A 17,164-nucleotide genomic window follows, 5' to 3' on the forward strand; every position below is an offset into this window, starting at 1 on the left:
GGATGCCGCATGAACGAGGGGACCGAGATGGCGAAAGACTTTTCCGACGGTATCAAACTTTCACAGCCCCGCCCCTACCTCACGCGGATGATGCTGTTTCTGGCACTGGTCGGCTTTCTGCTGCTCATTCTCGCCCCGCGCATCATGGAAGCCTTTCTTGCCAATCCGGGCCTTAACGGGCTGATCGCCGGCACGCTTTTCATCGGCATGCTCTATGCATTCCGCCAAGTGCTGCAGCTTGGCCCGGAAGTGAAATGGGTGAACGCCTTCCGCCGCGCCGATCCGGGCCTGGCGCTGCCGCCCGCCCCGCGCCTTCTCGCGCCCATGGCAACGATGCTTGGCAACCGCAAGGGCCGCATGACGCTCTCGGCCGGCTCGATGCGCGCCATGCTCGATTCCATCGGCTCGCGGCTTGATGAGCAGCGCGAGATTTCCCGCTACATGATCGGGCTATTGATCTTTCTGGGCCTGCTCGGCACGTTCTGGGGCCTGCTCATTACGGTTTCCTCCGTCGGCGACACACTGCAAAGCCTGAATGTGGAGGCGACGGATTCCGCCTCCGTCTTCACCAGCCTGCGCGAGGGGCTGCAAGCGCCGCTGCGCGGCATGGGCACGGCATTTTCTTCCTCGCTCTTCGGCCTGACGGGCTCGCTCATTCTGGGCTTTCTCGATCTGCAAGCGGGGCAGGCGCAGAACCGGTTTTACAACGAGCTTGAAGAATGGCTTTCCACGGTGACGAATGTCATCGACGTGCCGGCAACGGCCGGGGAAAACACGACACCCGAACAGGCCTCGCTTCTGGCGCTTGCCGGGCAGATCGCCGCGCTCACCGAGCAGCTTCACGCCGAACAGCGCCTGGTGCGCGAGCTTGCCGAAAATCAGGCGGCGATCCGGCCTGCGCTTGAAGAACTTGCCGGTTCCCTGAAAAAGCGCGGGAGCTAAGCCATGGCGGTTTCGCGGCGCATCAGAGGCCGCGCGCCGAGCGCGGATTACTGGCCGGGCTTTGTCGATGTCATGGCGACATTGCTGCTCGTCCTGATCTTCCTGCTTTCGATCTTTATGCTGACGCAGTTCTTTCTCGCCAAATCCATTACCGGCAAGGATTCCGCGCTCGACCGGCTGCGTGCGCAGATCAGCGAGCTGACCGATCTTCTGGCACTGGAGCGGGCGGAAAAAGCCGAACTGCAAACCACCATCGCCGCCCTCAACGATGCGCTGGCCAGCGCGGAAAGCGAAAAGGCGGCCCTGCAAAGCGCGCTCTCCGAAGGCGGCAGCGAGCGGGTCGCCGCTCTTGAAAGCGCGCTCGAGAAAGAAAAAGAAATTTCCTCCGACGCATTGGCGCAGGTCGAACTCGTCAACCAGCAGCTTGCAGCGCTCCGCCGTCAGCTTGCCTCGCTCCAGGCCGCCCTTGAAGCGGCGGAGGCAAAAGACCGCGAAGCCCAGGCGCAGATTGCCGATCTCGGCCGCCGCCTCAACGCCGCTCTTGCTCAGAAGGTGCAGGAACTTGCCCGTTATCGCTCGGAATTTTTCGGCAAGCTGCGCGAAGCTTTGGGCAGCCGCAAGGACATCGAGATTGTCGGCGACCGTTTCGTCTTCCAGTCGGAGATTTTCTTTTCCTCCGGCTCCGCCGCGCTTTCGAGTGCCGGGCAAAGCGAGCTCGACAAGATCGCCGCGGCGGTACAGGAAATCTCCCGCGACATTCCCGCCGACATCAATTGGATCCTGCGCGTCGATGGCCATTCCGATGCCGCGCCCATCGCCACGAAGGAGTTCCCTTCCAACTGGCATCTGTCGGCGGCGCGCGCCATTTCGGTCGTGCAGTATCTTGCAGATCAAGGCGTGCCGCGCAAAAGACTGGTCGCCGCCGGTTTCGGCGAGCATCAGCCCCTTGCCAAAGGCACGAGCCAGCAGGATTACCGGCGCAACCGGCGCATCGAGTTCAAGCTGACCGAACGCTGATCCGGCTTATTCGGTTTCTCCGGTTTCTGCGGCAGCGCTTTCCTGCGCGCAGACCAGGATCTTCGGCTCGAAGACGCCGGAGGCGAGCATCAAGCCGTTATAGCCTGCAGCCGTTGCAAGACCGGAAAGCAGATCGCCCTTATCGAGCAGCAAGGTGCGCGCTTCCCCGCCGCCGCCGGGGCGCGGCGTCATTTCCACGATCTGGCTCGGTGAAAGTTCCGCCGGATCGTTGGCATGAGCCAGAAAATCGGTGAGCGAGGGATGCGCGCCAATAAGAAGGCGTCCGTCTTCTTGCACATCGATATTGTCGATACCTGTGCCGAGATAGACCGTCTCGAAGGGCTCGAGCGCACCCGTCTCGATATCGCGGGTGAAAATGCGCAGCGTCATGTCGAGCGTTTCAGCGACATAAAGCTTGGTGCCGTCGGGGCTGGAATTGACGCCATTGGCATAGGTAAAGCCGTCGGCCACAACGCGGCCCTCATCGCCTTCCCAGTAAACGAGATTGCCCCGGTCGGCGAGGAAGAAATCTTCCAGAAGCCGGCCGAAATTCGAAGACGAGCCGTGATCATTGGTCAGGTAAAACGCATCGGGGCCGACCGCATGCACATCGTTCGGGTGAATGAACAGCTCCGAGCTCACCGTGCGCCGGTGCTCCAGAAGCCCGCCCTCCAGCACCTCGAAAATTTCCACGTCATGCGTACCGTCGGAAGGATGATTGACGACGAAGAGAAAGCGCTGGCCTTCCTCGCTCACATAAAGATCGATCCCATGCGGGCGGAAGTCGGCAGGCTCGAGCGCCGTGACGGGGCGCAGCGCCCAGGCATCGGAAGCTTCGGAAAGATCGATCACGTAGATCCCGCCGCGGATTGCCTGAGATCCCGGACCGCCCGCGGCGATCTTGCGCCGGTCGACGGCGGAGACGAAAGCAAGCGCACGCTCCCGGTCGATCACGATATCTTCCGGTCCCGGCACCGCCTCAATGGTGCTGCAATCGGCGGTGATCTCTTCCCGGAAAGAGGTAAACATGCCCGCCGAGGTGAGGAAGCGGATGGTGAAAAAACTCGCCGCCGCCACGATGATGACCGCCGCATAGACCGCCCAGCGCAAAGCCGCGCTCTTTTCTTTCGTCCCGCTCATCCCCTCACTCCCCTCTTGGCTTTCCCGGCCTGTGCCGGATGTTATTCGGCAATCTGGCGGACGGGCGCGAACCCGTCCTCGCCTTGCCCGAATTGCAGATCGGCGAGGCGCGCATAAAGCCCGCCTTCGGCCACCAGTTCCTCATGAGTGCCCGCGGCAACGACGCGGCCCCCGTCCATCACCACGATCCGGTCCGCCTTGCGCACGGTGGCAAGACGGTGCGCGATGACGAGCGTCGTGCGCCCCGCCATCAGCCGGTCGAGCGCCTTTTGCACGAGCTGTTCGCTTTCCGCATCGAGCGCGCTTGTCGCCTCATCGAGAAGCAGCACCGGCGCATCGCGCAGCAGCGCGCGGGCAATGGCGATGCGCTGACGCTGGCCGCCGGAAAGCGTCACGCCGCGCTCGCCGAAGCGCGTTTCATATCCCTCCGGCAGGGAGGAAAGAAAATCGTCGATCAATGCGGCCTTTGCCGCCTCGCGCACCTCTTCATCGCTCGCCTCGGGCCGGCCATAGCGGATGTTTTCTGCCGCGCTCATGCCGAAGACGACAGGCTCCTGCGGCACCAGCGCAAAGCGGCGGCGCAGCGCTTCCGGATCGGCCTTTTGCAGATCGACCCCGTCAAGGCGGATCGTGCCCGACTGAGGATCGTAAAACCGCAGGAGAAGCTGGAAGACCGTGCTCTTGCCCGCGCCGGACGGGCCGACGATGGCCACCGTTTCGCCGGGCTTGATATTGAGCGAGAAACCGGAAAGCGCCGAGACATCGGGCCGTGTGGGATAGGAGAAAGCCACATCCTCAAAACCGATTTCCCCGCGCCCCGGCTCCGGGAGAAGCTCGGCATCCGCCGGCGCCTTGATGGCCGGCTCCACCTCGAGAAGCTCGTTGAGGCGTTCGGTCGCCCCTGCCGCCATTTGCACATCGCCCCAAACTTCCGAGAGCGCGCCGAGCGCGCCCGCCGCAAAGACCGCATAAAGAATGAACTGCAAAAGTTCGCCGCCCGTCATGCGGTCGGCCAGCACCTGCTGCGCGCCGAACCAGAGCACGCCCACAACGGCGGAAAGACCGAGAAAGAATGCAAGCGCGGTAAGCACGGCACGCGCGCTGATGCGCCGGCGCGCCGCCGCGAAAGCCCCTTCCACTGTGTCGGCAAAGCGGCGGCCTTCTTCGTTTTCATGATTGAAGGCCTGCACGGTCTGAATGGCATTGAGGCTTTCCCCGCCCACCGCGCTCGTATCCGCGATCCTGTCCTGGCTGTCGCGCGAGAGGCGGCGCACCCGGCGCCCGAAAATCACGAAGGGCAGCACGATCAGCGGCAGCGGCAGCAGCACGAGACCGGACAGCGTCGGGCTCGTGATCGCCATCATTGTCGCCGCGCCAATAAGAAGAAAGATATTGCGCAGCGCAACGGAGGCGCTCGATCCCACCACCGTCTTGATCAAGGTCGTGTCGGCGGTCAGCCGCGAGAGCACTTCGCCCGTGCGGGTGATTTCAAAGAAGGCGGGAGAAAGCCTGAGAATATGCTCATAGACCGCTTTGCGCAGATCGGCCACCACGCGCTCACCAATCCAGCTGACGAAGAAAAACCGCGCCGCGCTCGAAACGCCCAGCATCAGCGCCACGAAAATCAGCATGGCGAAATACTGATCGATAAAGGCGGCGTTTTCTTTCGAGAACCCTTCGTCCAGCATCCGCCGCATGGCCATGGGAATGGCGAGCGTGGAGAGCGTTGCCATGATCAGCGCGAAGAACGCCGCCCAAACCATGGATTTATACCGCGCCAGAAAAGGAACGAGCCGCATCAAGGGGCGCACATTGCGCGCCGGCTTGCGCCTGAGTGCTTCCTGCTCGATCGCCTCGGCAACGGGATTGGAATTATCGCTCATGAAATGGGGTACCGGTTCAACGAGAAAAGGTCAGAACTAGAAAAGGTCAGAACTAGAAAAGGCCAAAACTAGAAAAGGCTAGGGCCACATATAGCAAGCCAGGCACGGGAGAACCACCGGCACGGCCCCGCCCGCCTGGGGCAAAAGGTCCCGCAAGCGTCCCGTTACGCCAGAAGCACGGCGAGATGGGCCTCGGTAAGGCGCTGCGCTGCTTCCTCCCCCTGCCAGCCCCGCTCGCCGGTCAGAAGGTCCCAGACCTGCACGGAAGAGGCCGCCCAAAGATAATCCGCCGCTTTATCTGCCTGCCAGGACCGGGCAAGGCGGCCTTCCGCTGCAAGCCCGGCCGCCAGATCCCCGAAAACACCGTAAAGCTCGTCCATCCTGTCGTTCCAGGCGGCGGCGACCGCTTCATCCTGGGGCTTGAGGCGGATCAGCTCCCGCGCCACGGGCGCGATCTGCGGCACGAAGGCGAACCAGGCGGCCAGCACCGCGCGCAGCTTTGCCGCCGTCTCCGCCTCCCCCAGCGCCTTTTCCATCGCCTCCCAGATCGCAAAACGCTCATCGGCCCGCTGCACCAGCGCCATGAGCAGTCCGCCGCGCGAGCCGAAATGCACATAGACGGATTGGCGCGTCACGCCCGCTTCCTTAGCGATTTCCGCCAGCGAAACATCCGCGCCCTTTCGAGGAATGAGCGCCCAGGCGGCATCGAGGATTTCTTCTCTGGTGCGGGCCGATTTCTTATTTTTTGACATATGTAAAATTTCTAACTATATATTTTTTACACGCGTAATATTTTTAAAGGATTCCCATGCCAAACGCCATCCCGCAAAACCGCCTCGATGCCCTGATTGCCGCTTATGGAGAAGACCGGGCCGGAACCGGCGCCGTGCCGAGCCCGGCGCAATGGCAGGCGCTGGCCGCGCTCGATCCCGCCAAACCCGTCACATTGATCAATTATTTCAAGCTCGCCCCGCAAGGAAACGAGGCGATGATGAATTACGCCGCCGTATCCATGCCTAGCCTCGAAAAACTGGGCGGGCGCTTTCTCCTCACTGCGCCTTTCGCCGGCACGCTGATGGGCGAGGCGGAAGACTGGGACATGATCGCCATCGGCACCTACCCGGAGGCGCGCCTCGTTTTCGCGCTTTTCGAGGACCCGGCCTACCGGGAGGCCTATGCCCACCGCAAGACGGCGTGCCTGCGCCAGAAGGTGCTGATCGCCGCCGGATAGCCCCCTTGCAATTCCCCTTTCCCTCCGCTATAAGCCCGCTTTCCAAGAGGTTTCCAGGGTCATCCGCCGCTTTGCCGGCTGCCCCGCAGAGAATGAGAAGACGGATGAAAAAAGACATCCATCCCGACTACCACATGATCAAAGTGGCCATGACGGACGGCACCGTGTACGAGACCCGCTCCACCTATGGCGCAGAGGGCGACACGATCACGCTCGACATCGACCCGACGACCCACCCGGCATGGACCGGCGGCTCGTCGAACCTGATGGACCGCGGCGGCCGCGTGAGCCGCTTCAACGAGAAGTACAAAGGCTTTCTCGGCAAGAAGTAAGTTTCTGCCGGATTACGCCTTGGGCAGGCGCCCTGCCCTGCTTGGTGCGCCGCCCGCCAAAAAGCCCCGCCTTGGAAAAGGCGGGGCTTTTGTCGTCTTCGAGCTTCAGCGTCTGATCTGAAACGGCTCAGTGCCGGTCCCAGCGCACCAGACCTTTGTCCATGGTTTCCTGGAAGAAGGCTTCCACCTGATCGAACTGGGCGGCAAGCGGCGAGCGCACCATCTCCTCATCGTCTTCCTCAAAGACGTCCGGCTCTTCGTTGAGCTGGGTATCGAGCCGCTCGATCCGCTCATAAATCCGCACCGATTTTTCCATCAGCGCGCGCAGCTCATCCGGCAGATCTTCCGAGCCGCTCATCGGCTTGGAACGCGCAACGGACTGCCCGCCAAGGCGGTATTTGTCCTGCGCGGCATCTTCCGGCGTCATCTCGCCTTCGAAGACGGCTTTCTGAACGAGCAACCAGGCGGCCACCTGCATGAGGCGCGTAGTGACGCGCATGCTTTCGGCTGCATAGGCAAGAGCGGCCATGCGGGGCAGGAGCTTGGCCTGCTCGCGGCCCGGCCCGTCGAGATAAGAGGCCGCCTCTTCTACAAGGCCCATGCCTTCACGGTAGGTACGTTGAAAAAGTTCCGAGCCGCCGAAAAGCTTCGCCGTCGCCGCGGCCCCTGCGCTCTGAGATTCCCCGCCATGATACGTCATCAGCCTTACTCCACTTGGCTTTAGCGGCCGCTGCCGGACTGTTTCATTTTGAAACACCTTGCCGGTACGCGGTTTCGACTCATCCCCAGCCGGTTTTTCTGTTCCGACTATAAACGAGGAATCGTCCCGCCGTCATACATCTGAGGACAGTTACATCAACAAACGTGCCAGGGAGAAAATAGTTAGCAAAGCCCTAACGAAGTTTAGGGTGCGCACCCAAGGTAGGCTCAAAAAAGAGCCGCGGAAGCCGCGGCTCAAGTTCTAACAGGGAGGCGTCAAACAGAGTGGATAGGAGCCACTCAAATCCATATGACTGGATTACGCAACGCTACAGTACGATTCTAATACCTAATGAATCCCTAACGAAATGCCTAATTCGCAGTCAATGCGGTTCAATTTGCAACACTGCCTCTAAAAACCGCCGATTTCAGCGCTTTAATCCCCATAAGCCGAAGGGAAAATAATCATCTATTTGCGGAAAAAAGCTTCCGCAGCGTCACGCGAATTTTGCTTTTTGCCGATTTCGGCACTGATTCGTTCGATCTCGCCTTTCAAAAGCTCGATCCGATCGGTCAGCTCCTCGACGCTTTTCATCGAAAGATCCTCGCGGATCAGCGCGTCCAGCGCATCGGACCTCTTGCGCGGCTCCAGATCATCCATATTCCGCTCCCTTATCTCACCCTTGTTGTCTTCACCCTTGAACGGGGCGCCGCTCGCGCTCATGTGGCCTGCACGTGACTAGCCATGCCCCTTATTGCCGCCTAGTCTGCCCCAACCGAGCCGCCCAGAAAATACGGCCAAAACAAACGAGGAGAGCCTTCATGTCCGAGGTCCCCGCAAAAATGATCCGCATCGCCATTGCCGAGCCGGGCGGGCCCGAGCAGCTCAAACCCGAAGAGATTGCCACCCCCACCCCTGCGGCCGATGAAGTGCTGATCAAGATCGCGGCGGCCGGGCTCAACCGGGGCGACATCGTTCAGCGCCAGGGCTTTTACCCCCCGCCCCCCGGCGCGCCCGACACGCCGGGCCTCGAGGTTTCCGGCACCGTGGTTGCCACCGGCGAAAATGTCAGCCGCTGGAAAAAGGGCGATGAGGTTTGCGCGCTGCTGGCCGGCGGGGGCTATGCGGAATATTGCGCGGTGCATGAAGCTCATTGCCTGCCCGTCCCCAAAGGCGTGAGCCTGACCGAAGCCGCCGCCCTGCCGGAAGTCTACTTCACGGTCTGGACCAATGTTTTCGAGCGCGGGCAGCTCAAAGCCGGGGAAACGCTGCTCATCCATGGCGGCTCCAGCGGCATCGGCACGGCGGCCATTCAGCTTGCCTCGGCGCTTGGCGCGCGCGTCTTCGCGACTGCCGGCACCGATGAAAAATGCCGGGTCTGCCAGACGCTCGGGGCCGAGCGCGCCATCAATTACAATGAGGAAGATTTCGTCCTCGTCACGAACGCGCTGACGGAAGGCAAAGGCGTCGATGTCATTTTCGACATGGTGGGCGGCCCTTACGTGCAGCGGAACATTTCCGCCGCTGCCCGCGACGGGCGCATCGTCAATATCGCCTATCAGGCCGGCTCCAAGGTCGAGCTCAACCTCCTGCCCATCATGCTCAAACGCCTGACCATGACGGGCTCGACCCTGCGCGCCCGCTCGGTGGGCGAAAAGGCGGCGCTGACGGAAGCGGTGAAGGCCAATGTCTGGCCGCTGATCGAGGCCGGGCGCCTCAAACCCGTCATCCATGCCACCTTCCCCCTCGCCAAGGCGGGCGAGGCCCAGAAACTCATGGAAAGTTCCACCCATACGGGCAAAATCCTGCTTTTACCGGAAGAAGCCTAGCAGGGAAGCGGCGGAACACGCGCTGCCGCAGGAAGTGCTTTCCTTGGAAGGCCTTAGCCCCTATATAGGGGCTATTCCGCTCATTTTGACGAACAAAGGTTCATTCGGAGACGCCCGGATGGATCATAAGGAGAGACCATGTCACGGCCCCTTATGCCCAAGGCAACCGCCGTTTGGCTTGTAGACAATACCGCGCTCACCTTCGACCAGATTGCCGATTTCTGCGGCCTGCATGCGCTGGAAATCAAAGGCATCGCGGACGGGGACGTGGCGCAGGGGATTAAAGGCCTCGATCCTGTCGCCGCCGGCCAGCTCACGCGCGCGGAAATCGAGCGCTGCCAGAAAGACAGCGACGCCCGGCTGAAACTGTCCGAAAGCGAGCACGACCTGCCGGAAGTCAAACCGCGCAAGGGTCCGCGCTATACGCCGGTCTCCCGCCGTCAGGACCGCCCGGACGCGATTGCCTGGCTGCTGCGCCACCACCCGGAACTGACGGATGCGCAGGTAACGAAACTCGTAGGCACCACCAAGCCGACGATCCAGTCGATCCGCGACCGCAGCCACTGGAACTCGCCCAACATCAAGCCGGTCGATCCGGTCACGCTGGGCCTTTGCACGCAGCTTGAGCTTGACGCTGCCGTGCAGAAAGCCGCCCGCCGCGTCGAGCGCGAGCACAAAAAGGCGGTGAAGGAAGGCCGTGCGGTGGAAACGCTGCTGCCCGCCGCCCAGACCACGGCGGAAGAGCCGGCCCCTGCTGCCGATGAAGAACGCGAGAAGCGCGCGCCGAGCGCGGCGGAAGCCTTCTCCCGCCTCAACAACCCGGTCAAGGAAGAGGAAGAGCCTTCCTATGATGCCGACAGCGTCTTTTCCAAATTGAAAGACCTGAAAAAAGACGGCGAGGAGGAAGAAGACAAGGAGTGATCCCGGTCTTCTCTCTCGTGAAGAAACAAAGCCGCCCCTTGGGGCGGCTTTTTTCATGCCTTCGGATAACCCGCCTGCTTCAGCGTGCCGCCGATTTCATCGAGGATCGCCGGGTCGTCGATGGTTGCCGGCAGGCTCCAGCTTTCCCCATCCGCCATCTTGCGCATCGTGCCGCGCAGGATCTTGCCGGAGCGGGTCTTGGGCAGCCGCTCCACCACAAAAGCCTGCTTGAAGGAGGCAACGGGGCCGATCTTCTCACGCACCAGCGCCACCGCCTCGCGGATGATCTCTTCTTCCGGCCGGTTGACCCCTGCATTGAGCACCAGAAAGCCGGCGGGGACCTGACCTTTCATCGCATCGGCAATACCGATCACCGCGCATTCGGCAACGTCGGGATGCGCGGCAAGCACTTCTTCCATGCCGCCGGTGGAAAGGCGGTGGCCTGCAACGTTAATGATATCGTCCGTACGCGCCATAATATAAAGATAGCCGTCTTCATCCTTAAAGCCCGCGTCGGCAGTCTTGTAATAACCGGGAAAGTCTTCCAGATAGGCCGACCGGAAACGCGCTTCGTCGTTCCAGAGCGTCGGCAGGCAGCCGGGCGGCAGCGGCAGCTTGACGACGATGGCGCCATTCTCGCCCGGCGCAACGTCCTTGCCGTCCGGGCCCAGCACCCGCACGTCGTAGCCCGGCATGGAAAGGGCGGGCGAGCCATGCTTGACCGGCAAGAGCTCGATACCGGCGGGGTTTGCCGCAATCGCCCAGCCAGTTTCCGTCTGCCACCAATGATCGATAACGGGCACACCGAGCGCTTTTTCCGCCCAGGAAAGCGTGTCGGGGTCCGCCCGCTCGCCCGCCAGGAAAAGCGTTTTGAGCGAAGAAAGATCGTAGCCGGCCATGAGCTTTGCTTCCGGATCTTCCTTCTTGATGGCGCGGAAAGCGGTCGGCGCCGTGAACAGCGCTTTGACCTTATATTCTTCGATGACGCGCCAGAACGCGCCCGCATCGGGCGTGCCCACGGGCTTGCCTTCATAAAGAACGCTCGTGCAGCCCTGCAGAAGCGGCCCGTAAACGATATAGGAATGGCCCACGACCCAGCCGACATCCGAGGCCGCCCAGAAGACGTCCCCCGGCTGCATGCCATAGACATTCGCCATGCTCCATTGCAGCGCCACCATATGCCCGCCATTGTCGCGCACCACGCCTTTGGGCTGGCCGGTCGTGCCGGACGTATAAAGAATGTAAAGCGGGTCTTCGGAAAGAACGGGAACGGGCGCGGCCAATTCACCCGCTTCTTCCGCCCGGTCCATCTCCTCTTTCCAGTCATGATCGCGCCCTGTGATAAGCGCCGCCTTCTCCCGCTCGCGCTGAAAAATGATGCAACCGTCCGGCTTGTGAGCGGAAAGCGCGATCGCTTCATCGAGAAGCGGCTTATAGGAAACCGTGCGCCCCGGCTCAATGCCGCAGGACGCGGAGACGATGAGCTTCGGGCGGGCATCGTCGATGCGCGTGGCAAGTTCCTTCGCTGCAAAACCGCCGAAGACCACCGAATGAATGGCCCCGATCCGCGCGCAGGCGAGCATCGCGACTACGGCCTGCGGCACCATCGGCATATAGATGATGACGCGCTCGCCTTTCTGCACGCCGTGGCGCTGGAGGACGGCGGCAAAGCGGGCAACTTTCTCCGTCAGCTGCGCATAGGTGAATTGCTTTTTCTTGCCGGTGACGGGGCTGTCATAGATCAGCGCCACCGCCTCGCCGCGCCCCGCTTCCACATGCCGGTCGAGGCAATTATAGGCAGTGTTGCAGCGCGCGCCTTTAAACCAGGTCGCGCCCGCGCCCTGCCAGTCGAGCACCTTCTCCCAAGGCGCTTCCCAATCGATGGCTTTGGCCGCCTCTTCCCAGAAGGCTTCCGGCGCGCGCGCCCAGCTTTCATAAATGTCAGCGTAATGGGCCATGGCCCTCTCCCCGTTTTTTTATCGTCTTTTTATGCTAAGGAGGCCGGGCCTCCTTTTGAAAGACACTCTTTCAAGCCCGCCCCGTCCTGGCAAGACCTCAACCGGACATGCCTATGATTACCGATTTCTGGTTCTATGCCGCAGCCGTGCCCGCCGTTCTTCTGGTCGGGCTGTCCAAGGGCGGCTTTGCAGGCGGGCTCGGCATTCTGGGCGTGCCGATGATGGCGCTCACCGTCTCGCCCTTGCAGGCGGCGGGCATTCTCCTGCCCATCCTTATCGCCATGGATATGATCGGCGTCTGGGCCTACCGCAAGAGCTTCCACAAACACAATCTCCTGCTGCTCGTGCCGGGCGCGGCCATCGGCATTCTGATCGGCACGCTCACAGCCTCGCTGGTCACGGATAGTTTCGTGCGCCTTCTCATCGGCACGATCGCTGTTGCCTTCGCGCTCGATCACTGGATCGGGCGGCGCGCTGAAGCGGCGCCCAAAGGCATCAATGCGCCGAAAGGGGTTTTCTGGGGCGGGGTCGGCGGCTTCACCAGCTTCGTCGCCCATGCGGGCGGGCCGCCTTTTCAGATTTACATGCTGCCGCAGAAGCTCGACAAGGTCGTCTATGTCGGCACCTCAGTGATGTTTTTCACCCTGGTCAATCTGATCAAGGTGCCGCCTTATGCGCTGCTCGGGCAGTTTCAAAGCGAGAACCTGATGACCTCGCTGGTGCTGTTGCCGCTCGCGCCCATCGGCATGGGGCTCGGCATCAAGGCGCTGCATATCATTCCGGAAAAACCTTTTTACCGGATTGCCTATACCGCGCTTTTTCTGGTGGGGCTGAAACTCGTCTGGGATGGGCTCGCGCCCTGGCTCGGGTCCTAAACCCCGCTCAGTCTTCTTTGCCGATGCGCGGCGCGCCGCCTTCAGAGGCCTTGGACGGGCCGAAGGATTTTTGCAAATGGCGCGTCGATTCCTCGGCCAGCTGAATAGCCTCGGTCAAAAGCCCCAGAATGCGGATATTGTTCTCCAGCACATGGTGGGCTTCGGGCCGGTGATCCTCGGCAATGCGCTCGCAGCGCTTGATCAGATCGGTGCGCAGCGCCGTCAAAATATCTTCCATCCGGAAGCCTTCCGGATTGGTGTCCGACGCAAGAAAACGGGTCATGGCATGTCTCCTGTGACCGCTTACCCAACCGGATCATTCTCGCGCCGGCGGGTTAAGGATTCGTTCTGGCGCTTGTGGCTGGCAAAAGCCCCGGCTACCTTGGGGAAAATGCCGCCAAATCAACGGTGGAAAAACGCCTCAAGGGGAGAAAAATGAGCGCCAATCCATATCAAAGCGACCTGGACAAGAACGCAGCCAACCACCAGCCGCTCTCCCCTTTGAGCTTTTTAAAACGCGCCGCGAAGGTCTATCCGGAAAAACCGGCGGTCATTCACGGCGCGATGACCCGCAATTACGGCGCCTTCTATAAGCGCTGCTGCCAGCTTGCCTCGGCGCTGAACGCCAAGGACATCCGCAAGGGCGATACTGTTGCCGTGCTCGCGCCCAATATCCCGGCCATGCTGGAGCTGCATTACGGGGTGCCGATGCTGGGCGCCGTGCTCAACACTGTCAATATCCGCCTCGATGCCGCCGCCATCGCCTTCATCCTGGATCACGGGGAAGCGAAGGTCGTGTTCGTGGATAAAGAATTTTCAGGCATCGCCCGCGAAGCGCTGGCCCTTGCCAAGGTGAAGCCTCTCGTCATCGACATTGACGATCCGGAATATGAGGGCGAGGGAGAGCGCATCGGCGAGGTGGAGTATGAAGACTTCATCGCAAAAGGCGATGCGGCTTTCGATTGGGCGTTGCCTGCCGATGAGTGGGATGCGATCACGCTGAACTATACATCCGGCACTACCGGCAACCCGAAAGGCGTCGTCTATCATCACCGGGGCGCCTATCTCCTGGCGGTCGGTAATATCGTCACCGCCGAGATGACGAAAAACTCCGTCTATCTCTGGACAGTGCCGATGTTCCATTGCAATGGCTGGATCTTCACCTGGTCGATGAGCGTCGTCGCGGGCACCCATGTCTGCCTGCGCAAAGTCACCGCCGCCAATATCTATAGCACGATTGCCGAGCATGGCGTGACGCATATGGGCGGCGCGCCCACCGTCATGGGCTTCATCATCAATGCGGGCACGGAGGAAAAGAAACCCCTGCCCCACCAGGTCAATTTCTTCGCCGCCGCGGCGCCCCCGCCCGCCGCAACGATCCGCAGCCTTGAAGAAGAAGGCTTCAACGTCATTCACGTTTACGGGCTCACCGAAACCTATGGGCCTGCCGTCGTCAATGCCTGGCACGATGAATGGGATGCGCTTCCCTCTGCCGAACGCGCAGGCGTCAAGGCGCGCCAGGGCGTCAATTATCCCGTGCTCGAAGACCTTGCCGTCATCGATCCGGAGACTATGGAGCCCGTGCCTCAGGACGGGGAAAGCATGGGCGAGGTGATGTTCCGCGGCAATGTCGTCATGAAGGGCTATTTGAAAAACCCGAAAGCGACGAACGAGGCTTTTGCCGGCGGCTGGTTCCATTCCGGCGATCTCGGTGTCTGGCACCCCGATGGCTATATCCAGCTCAAAGATCGCTCGAAGGACATCATCATTTCAGGCGGGGAAAACATTTCCTCCATCGAAGTGGAAGACACGCTCTATAAACACCCGGATATTCTGGAAGCCGCCGTCGTCGCCGCCCCGCACGAAAAATGGGGCGAAACCCCCTGCGCCTTCATCACGCTGAAAAAGGGCAAGAGCCTCAGCGAGGCGGATATCATCGCCTATTGCCGGGAAAACCTCGCGCATTTCAAATGCCCGACCAAGGTGATCTTTACCGAGCTACCCAAAACCTCCACCGGCAAGGTGCAGAAATTCAAATTGCGCGATATGACGTGATCCGAAAAAACCAAACGCCGGAACTCCTGTTCCGGCGTTTCCAACTCATCTCGTCTGGAAGACCGTGTGCGGCCTCCCGTGAGGGCCTCAGGCCGCTTGAGGAGAGGCCAAGGTCAGCTTTTCGATCTCGTCCTTGAGCCTCAATTTTCGTCGCTTGAGCTCTGTAATATGGAGGTCATCGCTACCGGGACTAAGGAGTTCACGTTCGATTCGTTTCTCCAATTCCTCATGCCGACGCGTCAGTTCGGCAACATGCGATTCCAGAGCCATACATACCCTCCTTTTCGGTGTTTGGGGTAACCTGAAAAGTGTGACTCTTTTTTTTCGGCTTGTCGAATTTCGCGGATTTCTGCGGTAAAAATGCCGCAGCTTTTGAGCGGCCCGAACCGCGTAAAGGACAGAGTAAAAAATTTGTTTCGCAAGGCGCCGGAATGGCGGGCCAAGCGCCGCTCTCCTTACAAAGAGACATGGACTTGGCCCGGCGCGCGCGGCACTCTATGAGCCGCTAAAGAGGCAGAACCCGGCGCAAGACAAACGCCCAAATGGATCAAAGGGGATGCGGCCCGTTCATGGATAGTATCGACGAAGAGGAACTGCGCACGCTGCTCATCGCGCTGAAGGAAGAACACCGGGACCTCGACACCGCCATCATGGCGCTTGAAGCGCTGACCTATCCCGATCACCTGCAGATCAAACGGCTGAAGAAAAAGAAGCTGGAACTGCGCGACCGCATCCTGAATATCGAAGACGAACTTTTCCCCGACATCATCGCGTGAAGCAAGTGCGGCGCTAACCGCTTTTCTTGATCTCATACATGGCAAGATCGGCGCGCTTGAGCGCCTCTTCCGGATCTTCCGAACCGGTAAGGCCAACCGCGCCTGCCGACGCGCCAAGATCGATCGCCACCCCGTCGATCTTCACGGGGTTCTGCGCGATTGTCTCGACGATCTGCTGCGCCTTGCGCCGCGCCGCCGTTTCATCGGCGCGCATCATGATGACGCCGAACTCATCCCCGCCCAACCGGCCGATCAGATCGGATTCGCGCACCTGGGAGAGAATGAGCCGCGCGATATGGCGCAGCGCCTCGTCGCCCGCCGCATGGCCATGGGCATCGTTGAGGCTTTTGAAGCGGTCAAGATCGATATAAACGAGGCCCGCCGGTTCCCCGTGGCGCTGGCCGTAAGAAAGCACACGGGCCAGCTCACGCACAAAGGCGCGGCGGTTGAGAAGCGGCACAAGCGGGTCATGATCGGCAAGCTGCTCGGCATCGCGCAGCCGCGCTTTAACCCCGTCAAGCTCACGGCGCAGTTCCGCCACCTCGCCCATCAGCGTCATCAAGGCGTTGCGCACGGCTGGTGTCAGCTCGGTTTCCGGCACGCCCATGATCGAGGTTGTATCGGTGATAACGCGCCCGCCTGCAGCCCCGGCAGCGCCCTGCGCCGCCCCGGCTCCTCCGGTTTTCGCCGTGCCCCCATAGGCCCGCGAGGCAGCGCTGCCTGCGGCCGATCTGGATTTACTATCGCCAACTTTCATGCAAAGCGCCCCATAGGCTCAAAATACGGCAGTCCGGCGCACCGCGCCAAGGAAATTTGGTGCATTTGCGCCGTCTCCGGCCCTCCCTGCCCCGATTAGGGGTATCCCAAGACTTAGCGCCGCAATCCTTGCCTTAAAGCCCCTTCTGCCTATAATCCGCCGCTTTCCGGCGTCCTCTCACGGGGCGCCGCCAATTGAGCGAAGATGGCAAACCCGTCTTTTCACGACCGGCCGGAGGAAGGCATGACCACGTCGAGCGAGACAGCCAAAGTGGGCATCATTATGGGCAGCCAGTCCGACTGGCCGACCATGAAACATGCCGCCGACGTTCTGGACGCGCTCGGCGTGCCTTACGAGGCGCGTATCGTCTCCGCCCACCGCACCCCGCAGCGCCTTTACGATTATGCCCATAGCGCCAAATCCCGCGGCCTGCAGGTGATCATTGCAGGCGCCGGGGGCGCCGCCCACCTGCCGGGCATGGCTGCCTCCATGACGCCGCTGCCCGTGCTCGGCGTACCGGTAAAGAGCCGCGCGCTTTCAGGTCAAGACAGTCTTCTTTCCATCGTGCAGATGCCCGGCGGCATTCCCGTCGGCACGCTCGCCATCGGCGATGCGGGCGCAAAGAACGCAGGGCTTTTGGCAAGCGCCATTCTGGCCCTGCAGGACGAGGCACTGGCCGCGCGCCTCGACGAATGGCGCAAGGCGCAGAGCGAGGCCGTCGCCGAAACCCCCGAAGACAGCCAATAAG

19 protein-coding genes are annotated in these 17,164 nt (G+C 61.3%); 10 read left to right on the forward strand and 9 right to left on the reverse strand.

What is annotated here, in order from left to right:
• Positions 1-9: 9 nt before the first annotated feature.
• Both ACOQOT_RS12005 and ACOQOT_RS12010 read left to right on the forward strand, forming a co-directional pair.
• The gene (locus tag ACOQOT_RS12005; protein ID WP_420559499.1) at positions 10-942 is read left to right on the forward strand and encodes a flagellar motor protein MotA; all 933 of its coding nucleotides are present in this window, start codon (positions 10-12) and stop codon (positions 940-942) included.
• A gap of 3 nt (positions 943-945) precedes the next feature.
• Positions 946-1,959 (forward strand): peptidoglycan -binding protein, encoded by a 1,014-nt coding sequence (locus ACOQOT_RS12010; RefSeq protein WP_420559500.1) that lies wholly within the window; start codon positions 946-948, stop codon positions 1,957-1,959.
• A 6-nt stretch (positions 1,960-1,965) separates the two neighbouring features.
• On the opposite strand, the gene ACOQOT_RS12015 is transcribed toward ACOQOT_RS12010, so the two are convergent.
• The 3 genes from ACOQOT_RS12015 to ACOQOT_RS12025 form a co-directional block, all read right to left on the reverse strand.
• Positions 1,966-3,099 carry a strictosidine synthase family protein gene (locus ACOQOT_RS12015; protein WP_420559501.1) on the reverse strand — a complete coding sequence of 378 codons (1,134 nt, stop codon included), beginning with the start codon at positions 3,097-3,099 and terminating at the stop codon, positions 1,966-1,968.
• A gap of 41 nt (positions 3,100-3,140) precedes the next feature.
• Complete coding sequence (locus ACOQOT_RS12020) at positions 3,141-4,982, reverse strand: ABC transporter transmembrane domain-containing protein (RefSeq protein WP_420559502.1); 1,842 nt, start codon at positions 4,980-4,982, stop codon at positions 3,141-3,143.
• Positions 4,983-5,146: 164 nt separating this feature from the next.
• The gene (locus ACOQOT_RS12025; protein ID WP_420559503.1) at positions 5,147-5,734 is read right to left on the reverse strand and encodes a TetR/AcrR family transcriptional regulator; all 588 of its coding nucleotides are present in this window, start codon (positions 5,732-5,734) and stop codon (positions 5,147-5,149) included.
• Between the two features lie 56 nt (positions 5,735-5,790).
• Here ACOQOT_RS12025 and ACOQOT_RS12030 point away from each other — a divergent pair, with 56 nt between their 5' ends.
• Positions 5,791-6,213: a DUF1330 domain-containing protein gene (locus tag ACOQOT_RS12030; protein WP_420559504.1), complete on the forward strand. Its 423-nt coding sequence runs from the start codon at positions 5,791-5,793 to the stop codon at positions 6,211-6,213.
• A gap of 104 nt (positions 6,214-6,317) precedes the next feature.
• Complete coding sequence (gene rpmE, locus ACOQOT_RS12035) at positions 6,318-6,545, forward strand: 50S ribosomal protein L31 (RefSeq protein WP_045449336.1); 228 nt, start codon at positions 6,318-6,320, stop codon at positions 6,543-6,545.
• A 127-nt stretch (positions 6,546-6,672) separates the two neighbouring features.
• Here rpmE and ACOQOT_RS12040 read toward each other — a convergent pair whose 3' ends face one another.
• Together ACOQOT_RS12040 and ACOQOT_RS12045 are read right to left on the reverse strand one after the other, a co-directional pair.
• Positions 6,673-7,245 carry a DUF1465 family protein gene (locus ACOQOT_RS12040; protein WP_420559505.1) on the reverse strand — a complete coding sequence of 191 codons (573 nt, stop codon included), beginning with the start codon at positions 7,243-7,245 and terminating at the stop codon, positions 6,673-6,675.
• A gap of 468 nt (positions 7,246-7,713) precedes the next feature.
• Complete coding sequence (locus ACOQOT_RS12045) at positions 7,714-7,905, reverse strand: DUF1192 domain-containing protein (protein ID WP_420559506.1); 192 nt, start codon at positions 7,903-7,905, stop codon at positions 7,714-7,716.
• A 161-nt stretch (positions 7,906-8,066) separates the two neighbouring features.
• Between ACOQOT_RS12045 and ACOQOT_RS12050 the strand changes: the two genes are divergently transcribed.
• Positions 8,067-9,074 carry an NAD(P)H-quinone oxidoreductase gene (locus tag ACOQOT_RS12050; protein WP_420559507.1) on the forward strand — a complete coding sequence of 336 codons (1,008 nt, stop codon included), beginning with the start codon at positions 8,067-8,069 and terminating at the stop codon, positions 9,072-9,074.
• A 138-nt stretch (positions 9,075-9,212) separates the two neighbouring features.
• On the forward strand, positions 9,213-9,995 hold the full coding sequence (locus tag ACOQOT_RS12055; protein ID WP_420559508.1) for a DUF1013 domain-containing protein: 783 nt from the start codon (positions 9,213-9,215) through the stop codon (positions 9,993-9,995).
• A 53-nt stretch (positions 9,996-10,048) separates the two neighbouring features.
• Here the strand turns inward: ACOQOT_RS12055 and ACOQOT_RS12060 are convergent, their stop codons facing one another.
• Positions 10,049-11,953, reverse strand: coding sequence for a propionyl-CoA synthetase (locus ACOQOT_RS12060; RefSeq protein ID WP_420559509.1), 1,905 nt, complete (start codon positions 11,951-11,953; stop codon positions 10,049-10,051).
• A gap of 107 nt (positions 11,954-12,060) precedes the next feature.
• Between ACOQOT_RS12060 and ACOQOT_RS12065 the strand changes: the two genes are divergently transcribed.
• Complete coding sequence (locus tag ACOQOT_RS12065) at positions 12,061-12,828, forward strand: sulfite exporter TauE/SafE family protein (protein ID WP_420559510.1); 768 nt, start codon at positions 12,061-12,063, stop codon at positions 12,826-12,828.
• Positions 12,829-12,835: 7 nt separating this feature from the next.
• Here the strand turns inward: ACOQOT_RS12065 and ACOQOT_RS12070 are convergent, their stop codons facing one another.
• Complete coding sequence (locus ACOQOT_RS12070) at positions 12,836-13,111, reverse strand: hypothetical protein (RefSeq protein ID WP_420559511.1); 276 nt, start codon at positions 13,109-13,111, stop codon at positions 12,836-12,838.
• Between the two features lie 152 nt (positions 13,112-13,263).
• Here ACOQOT_RS12070 and ACOQOT_RS12075 point away from each other — a divergent pair, with 152 nt between their 5' ends.
• Positions 13,264-14,883 (forward strand): acyl-CoA synthetase, encoded by a 1,620-nt coding sequence (locus ACOQOT_RS12075; RefSeq protein WP_420559512.1) that lies wholly within the window; start codon positions 13,264-13,266, stop codon positions 14,881-14,883.
• Between the two features lie 87 nt (positions 14,884-14,970).
• Here the strand turns inward: ACOQOT_RS12075 and ACOQOT_RS12080 are convergent, their stop codons facing one another.
• Positions 14,971-15,153 (reverse strand): YdcH family protein, encoded by a 183-nt coding sequence (locus ACOQOT_RS12080; protein ID WP_420559513.1) that lies wholly within the window; start codon positions 15,151-15,153, stop codon positions 14,971-14,973.
• A gap of 299 nt (positions 15,154-15,452) precedes the next feature.
• On the opposite strand from ACOQOT_RS12080, the gene ACOQOT_RS12085 reads away from it, so the two are divergent.
• A complete protein-coding gene (locus tag ACOQOT_RS12085; protein ID WP_420559514.1) occupies positions 15,453-15,659 on the forward strand; it encodes a YdcH family protein in 207 nt (68 codons plus the stop codon).
• Positions 15,660-15,672: 13 nt separating this feature from the next.
• On the opposite strand, the gene ACOQOT_RS12090 is transcribed toward ACOQOT_RS12085, so the two are convergent.
• Complete coding sequence (locus tag ACOQOT_RS12090; RefSeq protein ID WP_420559515.1) at positions 15,673-16,416, reverse strand: GGDEF domain-containing protein; 744 nt, start codon at positions 16,414-16,416, stop codon at positions 15,673-15,675.
• Between the two features lie 243 nt (positions 16,417-16,659).
• Here ACOQOT_RS12090 and purE point away from each other — a divergent pair, with 243 nt between their 5' ends.
• The gene (purE, locus tag ACOQOT_RS12095; RefSeq protein WP_420559516.1) at positions 16,660-17,163 is read left to right on the forward strand and encodes a 5-(carboxyamino)imidazole ribonucleotide mutase; all 504 of its coding nucleotides are present in this window, start codon (positions 16,660-16,662) and stop codon (positions 17,161-17,163) included.
• Position 17,164 lies beyond the last annotated feature (1 nt).

This window comes from Tepidicaulis sp. (genome assembly GCF_965222285.1).
Taxonomy (GTDB): domain Bacteria; phylum Pseudomonadota; class Alphaproteobacteria; order Parvibaculales; family Parvibaculaceae; genus Tepidicaulis.

Bases quoted from the DNA above. Each gene is read 5' to 3' on its own strand.
- ACOQOT_RS12030 (WP_420559504.1), top strand. From the start codon at position 5,791: ATGCCAAACGCCATCCCGCAAAACCGCCTCGATGCCCTGATTGCCGCT.
- ACOQOT_RS12070 (WP_420559511.1), bottom strand. From the start codon at position 13,111: ATGACCCGTTTTCTTGCGTCGGACACCAATCCGGAAGGCTTCCGGATG.
- ACOQOT_RS12085 (WP_420559514.1), top strand. From the start codon at position 15,453: ATGGATAGTATCGACGAAGAGGAACTGCGCACGCTGCTCATCGCGCTG.
- purE (WP_420559516.1), top strand. From the start codon at position 16,660: ATGACCACGTCGAGCGAGACAGCCAAAGTGGGCATCATTATGGGCAGC.
- ACOQOT_RS12065 (WP_420559510.1), top strand. From the start codon at position 12,061: ATGCCTATGATTACCGATTTCTGGTTCTATGCCGCAGCCGTGCCCGCC.
- ACOQOT_RS12045 (WP_420559506.1), bottom strand. From the start codon at position 7,905: ATGGATGATCTGGAGCCGCGCAAGAGGTCCGATGCGCTGGACGCGCTG.
- ACOQOT_RS12060 (WP_420559509.1), bottom strand. From the start codon at position 11,953: ATGGCCCATTACGCTGACATTTATGAAAGCTGGGCGCGCGCGCCGGAA.
- ACOQOT_RS12025 (WP_420559503.1), bottom strand. From the start codon at position 5,734: ATGTCAAAAAATAAGAAATCGGCCCGCACCAGAGAAGAAATCCTCGAT.
- ACOQOT_RS12020 (WP_420559502.1), bottom strand. From the start codon at position 4,982: ATGAGCGATAATTCCAATCCCGTTGCCGAGGCGATCGAGCAGGAAGCA.
- ACOQOT_RS12050 (WP_420559507.1), top strand. From the start codon at position 8,067: ATGTCCGAGGTCCCCGCAAAAATGATCCGCATCGCCATTGCCGAGCCG.
- ACOQOT_RS12055 (WP_420559508.1), top strand. From the start codon at position 9,213: ATGTCACGGCCCCTTATGCCCAAGGCAACCGCCGTTTGGCTTGTAGAC.
- rpmE (WP_045449336.1), top strand. From the start codon at position 6,318: ATGAAAAAAGACATCCATCCCGACTACCACATGATCAAAGTGGCCATG.
- ACOQOT_RS12075 (WP_420559512.1), top strand. From the start codon at position 13,264: ATGAGCGCCAATCCATATCAAAGCGACCTGGACAAGAACGCAGCCAAC.
- ACOQOT_RS12080 (WP_420559513.1), bottom strand. From the start codon at position 15,153: ATGGCTCTGGAATCGCATGTTGCCGAACTGACGCGTCGGCATGAGGAA.
- ACOQOT_RS12005 (WP_420559499.1), top strand. From the start codon at position 10: ATGAACGAGGGGACCGAGATGGCGAAAGACTTTTCCGACGGTATCAAA.
- ACOQOT_RS12015 (WP_420559501.1), bottom strand. From the start codon at position 3,099: ATGAGCGGGACGAAAGAAAAGAGCGCGGCTTTGCGCTGGGCGGTCTAT.
- ACOQOT_RS12010 (WP_420559500.1), top strand. From the start codon at position 946: ATGGCGGTTTCGCGGCGCATCAGAGGCCGCGCGCCGAGCGCGGATTAC.
- ACOQOT_RS12040 (WP_420559505.1), bottom strand. From the start codon at position 7,245: ATGACGTATCATGGCGGGGAATCTCAGAGCGCAGGGGCCGCGGCGACG.
- ACOQOT_RS12090 (WP_420559515.1), bottom strand. From the start codon at position 16,416: ATGAAAGTTGGCGATAGTAAATCCAGATCGGCCGCAGGCAGCGCTGCC.